We start from the raw sequence: 5,918 nt of genomic DNA on the forward strand, positions 1-5,918 counted from the left end.
GGGGCTGGGATATAGGGGGGTACAGAGCGGGGCTTCCAGGACTACGTCCCGCTAGCGCGAACGGCGGATTAGCTAAAACTTGGCGCAACGTTTTCCCGGCGTCTCCCCTCGCCGCATCCCACCCTAGGTGAAGGTCTTCGGAAAACCTGTCTCCAAAGTCCTTAGGGATCCCCCCCTTTCCCCTACACTCAAGAGGGAGCTACCCTTAAGTTGGGAAATCGTCCAGATGGGCTATCGCCGCCGCGATTGGTTGGCCTACTGGCTGCTCAAGTGGCTGGTGGTCAACCCTTTATTTCGGGGACTGTATTTTGGCCGCACCTATGGCCAGGAAAACGTGCCGCGCCACGGATCCCTGATCATCGTCAGCAACCACGCCAGCCACTTGGATCCGCCGCTGGTGGCCAATGCGGTGCGCCGCCCGGTAGCCTTCATGGCCAAAGAAGAGCTGTTCCAGGTGCCGGTGCTGAAGCAGGTGATCCGGCTCTACGGGGCTTACCCGGTCAAAAGGGGAGGTGCGGATCGCAGCGCCTTGCGGGCCACAGAGGCAGCCCTCGCCCAGGGCTGGGCGGTAGGGATCTTTCTCAACGGCACCCGCACCCCCGATGGCCGCATCCCCCAGCCTCACCTGGGGGCAGCCTTGGTGGCAGCGCGCACCCAGACACCCTTGCTCCCCGTAGCCCTCTGGGGCACCGAGAAGGTGCTGCCCAAGGGATCCCGCTGGCCGCGCTTGTTTTGCCCCATCACGGTGCGCATCGGCAGGCTGATCCCCCCGCCGGCTTCCAGCGACAAAGCTGAGCTGCAGCAGGCAACCGCGGCCTGCGTGGAGGCCATCCATGCCCTCCTGGATCAGGGGCGCTGAGGGGCAATCAGAGTATCTTGAGCAACCAGATACTCGGCCACCGGCTTTCCCCCCAAGATGTGCTCTTGCAGCACCCGCTCTATCACCGGCGGCGTGGCCGAGTGGTACCAGAACCCGCCGGGGTACACCAACAACACCGGCCCAGGAACACCGTAGTTGCAGGCCCGCAGACAATTGGCCTTGGTGCGGTTGACGCGCAGAGGGCCCACGCCCGCCAGCTCCAGGTTCAACTGCTGGATCCGCAGCCTCAGGTATTCCCAGGCTTCCAGCCCCACCGCCTTTTCACAGCACTTGGGCTTGGTCTGGTCGGCGCAGAGGAACAGATGCCAATGGTAAGACGGAATCGGATCCGGCTGAGGTTCTGCAGATGGGCTTGCCGGCGTGGGAAGGGGAGCGGAAAGCTGGGTCATGTGAGGATCCGTGTCTCCTACTGCCACCGAATAATCACTAGATAATTATATGAGTAGTTAAAGAAGACGTCGGGCATCCCGACAAACCTTCTGACCCCTAGGAAATGGGGTAGAGGCCTGGGGATGTGCTGCCCTAGCCTGGATAAAAGGATCCCTCACCTGTCCGGCAATGCTGATCGATGCTCCCCAACAGCGGCTATTTCTCGCCCTCCTTCCCCCACCAGACCTGCAGGAGCAAGTGACCGCCATTAAACAACAGTTTGCCGAGCAATTCGCCAGCCGCGCAGCCCTGCGCTCGCCCCCTCACATCACCCTGGTGCCTCCTTTCGAGTGGCCCACTGCCCAGCTGGCGGCCCTGACAGGATCCCTAGAAGCATTTGCTAAGGAGCAGGCGCCAGTTGCCGTTGAGCTCTGTGGCTTCGGCGCCTTCCCGCCACGGGTTATTTATATTCACGTCGAGCCCTCCCCCGAGCTGCAACAGCTTCAGGCCAAGGCCCAGCGGCACATGAGCCTCCTTCTCAAGCAAGAAGAAGCAACGGCTCCAGCCCGTCCCTTTGTGCCCCACATGACTGTGGCCTTCCGGGATCTCCAGCCGGCCCAGTTCCGCGCCGCCTGGCCGCAGTTCAAGGCTCGCCTCTTCCAGGGATCCTTTCTCGCCTCTGCCCTGACCCTCCTCCTCCATGACGGCAAGCGCTGGCAGGTTTTTGCCGAATTCTCCCTCTCCGCCTCTGAGGGATTGAGGCAGGAAACAACAGCCTACTCAACCCAGTGAGCAGCCATATATTCAGCTAGATCCAGCACCCGCTGCGAGTAGCCCCACTCGTTGTCGTACCAGGCCATCACCTTCACCAGATCCCCGTCCAGCACGCTGGTCATCTCGGCATCCACAATCGCCGAGCAGTCGTGGCCGCGGTAGTCGATGGAGACTAAGGGGATATCGGAGTAGGCAATGATCCCTTTCATCGTGGTCTCTGAAGCGTCCTTGAGAGCCGCGTTCACCTCCTCGGCAATCACGCGCCGCTCCGTTTGCACCACCAAGTCCACCAGCGACACGTTGGGCGTGGGCACCCGTACCGCCACCCCGTTCAGCTTGCCCTTCAGTTCGGGGATCACCAGCGCCACCGCCTTGGCCGCCCCGGTGGTGGTGGGCACCATGCTCAACGCCGCCGCCCGCGCCCGTCGCAGATCGCGGTGGCCGCCATCCAAAATCCGCTGGTCACCGGTGTAGCTGTGGGTGGTGGTCATCGTGGCCCGCAAGACGCCGAACTTGTCCAGCAACACTTTGAGGATGGGGGCAAGGCAGTTGGTGGTGCAACTGGCGTTGCTGACAATGTTGTGCCGCACCGGGTCATAGGTGTGTTGGTTAACGCCATATACAAACGTGGGAATGTCGCCCCCCTTGGCCGGAGCGGTGATCACTACTTTTTTGGCTCCCGCCTCAAGGTGCTTAGAGGCCCCTTGATAGTCTACGAACACCCCTGTAGCTTCAATAACAAGATCCACCTTCCACTCTTTCCAGGGCAGGTTGCTGGGGTTGCGATCGGAAACGGCGTGGATATGCTTGCCGTTAACCAGCAGGCCACCCTCGACGGCCTCCACTTCCGCCCCTTGCAGCGGCCCGAGAATGGAATCGTATTTGAGCAGATGGGCAGCCGTGCGGGCGTCTGATGTGTCGTTGATGGCAACAATATCGAGATTGGACTGGGAGCGACCCAGCCAACACCGCAAAAAGTTGCGACCGATACGACCAAATCCGTTGATGGCTACCCTGACCACTGCTCTTAACCTCGCTGCTTGAAGTGCTTTGGGGCTGCTTAGCACATAATACCGCAACCCCTGGCTATTCTGAAGATAAAATTTGGGATCCCACCGCTTGATTTCTGGCCTCTTTTTTGAGTAGTATCAACTGGTATTTAACTTTAGGGATCCCGGCCTGCCTGCAGGGGTTGGCTTTCCTCAAGCGGGGTAGCGCTGCTGCAGCAAGGCCATAGCCGAGGCCACGTTTTCGGCTCCCCGCTGTTCCAGCAGATCCGCGAACATGCTGTCGAGCCAAAAGAGGCGCTCGCCGATGATCTGGGTCCAGGCGCGGTAGAGCTTCAGCTGGACTTCCAGGGGCAATAGGAGCAGCCCCTCGCGGGAGAGGCGCAGGGTTTGCACTTCGGTCAGGCTCACCGCGGTAAAGGAACGTCGCCGTCCCGTCAGCAAGGAAAGTTCCCCAAACACGCGCCCGGCATGCAGCGTGGCCAGCCAATAATCGCCGGGATGGCGCATGTACTGGCGACGCAGCTCCACGATCCCGCTGAGAACTACGTATAGGTCGCTACTGGGATCCCCTTCTTGGAAGATCACCTGGCCGGGGGAAAAGCGGCTGGGCAGTAGGGCAGCCGTCAATGCCTTCCACTCAGCATCTTCCAAAGACTGAAAGAGCAAGTGCTCGCGAACGCGCTCAAACGGATAACGGCTGCTGCTCATCGGGCAAGCGGCTGGAAGTGCTTGGGGCCAGCTCTGTTTCATCCTACCGTCACCCCACGTTTTGGGTAGGAGGGATCCCTGCAAAAGGCTTGGGCGAGACCCAACTGGGCCATTTTCCAACACGTAGAATTTTTGCCGGCCGTGGCGCCGGCAGAAGTTCTGTCCAGGCAGGCTGTAGGGGGTTCTCAAAAAAGCCGCAGAAGCTCGGCAGTCATTCCCGGAAAGCGGCAAAGATGTATACAAATCTCAAATGGAGAAAGCTCTCTAGGGATCCCGATCGATGCAGCCTGGCTCAATTGTTTGCTGCCGCCACCGCGAGTGGGTGGTGCTCCCCGCTGATTCCGAAGAAGGGGTAGTGCTGCGGCCCCTTACTGGTACGCCAGAGGATGCGATTCACATTCACCGACAACTGATGAACCTTGTAGGCGGCACCTTGCCCTTTGAGCGCATCGAGCCGGCCTTCTTCCCGCTGCCCTGCGCCGACCGAGTTGCCGATGCTGCAGCCGCCCATCTCCTCTGGCAGGCAGCGCGGCTTATCTTGCGCGAGGGCGCCACTCCCTTTCGCTCGCTGGGGCGCATCTCCATCCGGCCCCGAACCTACCAGTTTGTGCCGTTGCTCATGGCGCTGCGCCTTGATCCGGTGCGGCTGTTTATTGCCGACGACGTGGGAGTGGGCAAGACCATCGAAGCGCTGCTGATAGCCAGAGAACTTCTGGATCGCGGCGAGATCCGGCGCTTTTGTGTCCTTTGCCCGCCTTATTTGTGCGAGCAGTGGGCCAGGGAGCTGGCCGAGAAGTTTCACCTCGAGCCGGTAGTTATCCGCTCGGGGACGGTAGGGCAACTGGAGCGGCAAACCCCGCTGGGACAGAGCCTCTACGAATACTTCCTGGTGCAGGTGGCCAGCATTGATTTTGTCAAAACAGAGCGCAACCGCCCTCAATTTTTACAGTTTTGTCCTGAGCTGGTCATTGCCGACGAAGTGCACGGTGCGGCGGCGGCCAGTTCCGGCAGAGCTCAGCAGGAGCGGCATGCCCTTTTGAGAGCCATTGCCCAAGCGCCCAACCGCCACCTGATTCTGCTGACGGCTACTCCCCACAGCGGCATCCCAGAGGCCTTCCGTTCCTTGCTGGGGCTGCTGCGGCCTGAGTTTGAGGCGTGGGACTTTCAGGATCTCACTGAGAGCCAGCGCCTCGAGCTGGCCCGTCACTTTGTCCAGCGCACGCGGCGGGACATTAAGGAGACCTGGCAAGAAACCGCCTGCTTCCCAAGCCGAGAAGCTGAAGATGAGACCTATGACCTTTCGCCCCGCTACCGCGAGCTGTTTGAGCGCACCTATGCCTTCTGCGCGGAGCTGGTGCGCACCGGCCAGCAGATGGAACAGCGGCGGCGGCGAGTACGCTACTGGGGGGCGCTGGCTCTTTTGCGCTGTGTCATGTCCAGTCCGGCAGCGGCCTTGGCAGCGCTGGCCAATCGCGGTGCAGGCTCCCGGGAGGAAGAAGCTGAAGAGGCCGAGGAGAGCTTTAGCCGCTGGGTGTTCGAGTCAGCAGAAGAGCGTACTGACGACGAATTACCGCTGCCAGCCCTCGAAGCAGCAGATCAAACTCTGCCCGACAGCGACCGCCGCCGGCTGCGCGAGCTCGCCCGCCTGGCTGGTCAACTGCGTGGCGTAGACCAAGACACCAAGCTGGCGCGGGCCATCGAGCTAGTGAAGCGGCTCCTCAAAGAGAGCTTTCACCCCATTCTCTGGTGCCGCTATGTGGCCACGGCGGAGTATCTTGCCGACCACCTTCGACAACACCTGGGATCCGCAACTCAGGTAGCCTGCGTAACCGGCCGCATGGGCGACGAGGAGCGGGAGGCCAAGATTGCGGAAATGGCCGTTGACCAGCCACGGGTGCTGGTGGCCACCGACTGCCTCTCGGAAGGGATCAACCTGCAGGAAAAATTGACAGCCGTCATCCACTACGACCTGCCCTGGAACCCCAACCGGCTGGAGCAGCGGGAGGGGCGGGTGGATCGCTACGGCCAACGGGCCCCCCGGGTCAAGGTCATTCGTTTTTTTGGGCGAGATAACCCTGTGGACGGCGTGGTGCTAAAGGTGCTGCTGGACAAGGCGCGGGAAATTCGCCGCACCCTTGGCACCCACGTGCCTGTTCCCGAAGCGAGTGAAAGCGTTA

6 protein-coding genes are annotated in these 5,918 nt (G+C 61.1%); 3 read left to right on the top strand and 3 right to left on the bottom strand.

The features are described 5' to 3' along the window. Nucleotides 1–226: 226 nt before the first annotated feature. On the top strand, nucleotides 227–859 hold the full coding sequence (locus NW809_RS10090; RefSeq protein WP_011429237.1) for a lysophospholipid acyltransferase family protein: 633 nt from the start codon (nucleotides 227–229) through the stop codon (nucleotides 857–859). On the opposite strand, the gene NW809_RS10095 is transcribed toward NW809_RS10090, so the two are convergent. Further along, entirely contained in the window at nucleotides 847–1,269 is a 423-nt protein-coding gene (locus tag NW809_RS10095) for a (2Fe-2S) ferredoxin domain-containing protein (protein ID WP_011429236.1), read from the bottom strand. The two genes, NW809_RS10090 and NW809_RS10095, sit on opposite strands and share 13 nt — an antisense overlap. A 169-nt stretch (nucleotides 1,270–1,438) precedes the next feature. Here NW809_RS10095 and NW809_RS10100 point away from each other — a divergent pair, with 169 nt between their 5' ends. After that, nucleotides 1,439–2,041 carry a 2'-5' RNA ligase family protein gene (locus tag NW809_RS10100; protein WP_011429235.1) on the top strand — a complete coding sequence of 201 codons (603 nt, stop codon included), beginning with the start codon at nucleotides 1,439–1,441 and terminating at the stop codon, nucleotides 2,039–2,041. Here NW809_RS10100 and gap read toward each other — a convergent pair. Both gap and NW809_RS10110 read right to left on the bottom strand, forming a co-directional pair. After that, entirely contained in the window at nucleotides 2,026–3,045 is a 1,020-nt protein-coding gene (gene gap, locus NW809_RS10105; protein WP_011429234.1) for a type I glyceraldehyde-3-phosphate dehydrogenase, read from the bottom strand. The genes NW809_RS10100 and gap overlap by 16 nt on opposite strands. A 180-nt stretch (nucleotides 3,046–3,225) precedes the next feature. After that, nucleotides 3,226–3,741: a cyclic nucleotide-binding domain-containing protein gene (locus NW809_RS10110; RefSeq protein WP_168173629.1), complete on the bottom strand. Its 516-nt coding sequence runs from the start codon at nucleotides 3,739–3,741 to the stop codon at nucleotides 3,226–3,228. Nucleotides 3,742–4,021: 280 nt separating this feature from the next. Between NW809_RS10110 and NW809_RS10115 the strand changes: the two genes are divergently transcribed. Then, a partial coding sequence (locus tag NW809_RS10115) for a helicase-related protein (protein ID WP_414402050.1) occupies nucleotides 4,022–5,918 on the top strand: 1,897 nt, incomplete at its 3' end.

The sequence above is a fragment of the Synechococcus sp. WC101 genome (assembly GCF_047461555.1).
In the GTDB taxonomy this organism is placed as follows: domain Bacteria; phylum Cyanobacteriota; class Cyanobacteriia; order Thermostichales; family Thermostichaceae; genus Thermostichus.

Excerpts from the sequence above, each read along its gene's own strand:
- NW809_RS10100 (WP_011429235.1), top strand. The coding sequence starts at position 1,439 with ATGCTGATCGATGCTCCCCAACAGCGGCTATTTCTCGCCCTCCTTCCC.
- NW809_RS10090 (WP_011429237.1), top strand. The coding sequence starts at position 227 with ATGGGCTATCGCCGCCGCGATTGGTTGGCCTACTGGCTGCTCAAGTGG.
- NW809_RS10110 (WP_168173629.1), bottom strand. The coding sequence starts at position 3,741 with ATGAGCAGCAGCCGTTATCCGTTTGAGCGCGTTCGCGAGCACTTGCTC.
- NW809_RS10095 (WP_011429236.1), bottom strand. The coding sequence starts at position 1,269 with ATGACCCAGCTTTCCGCTCCCCTTCCCACGCCGGCAAGCCCATCTGCA.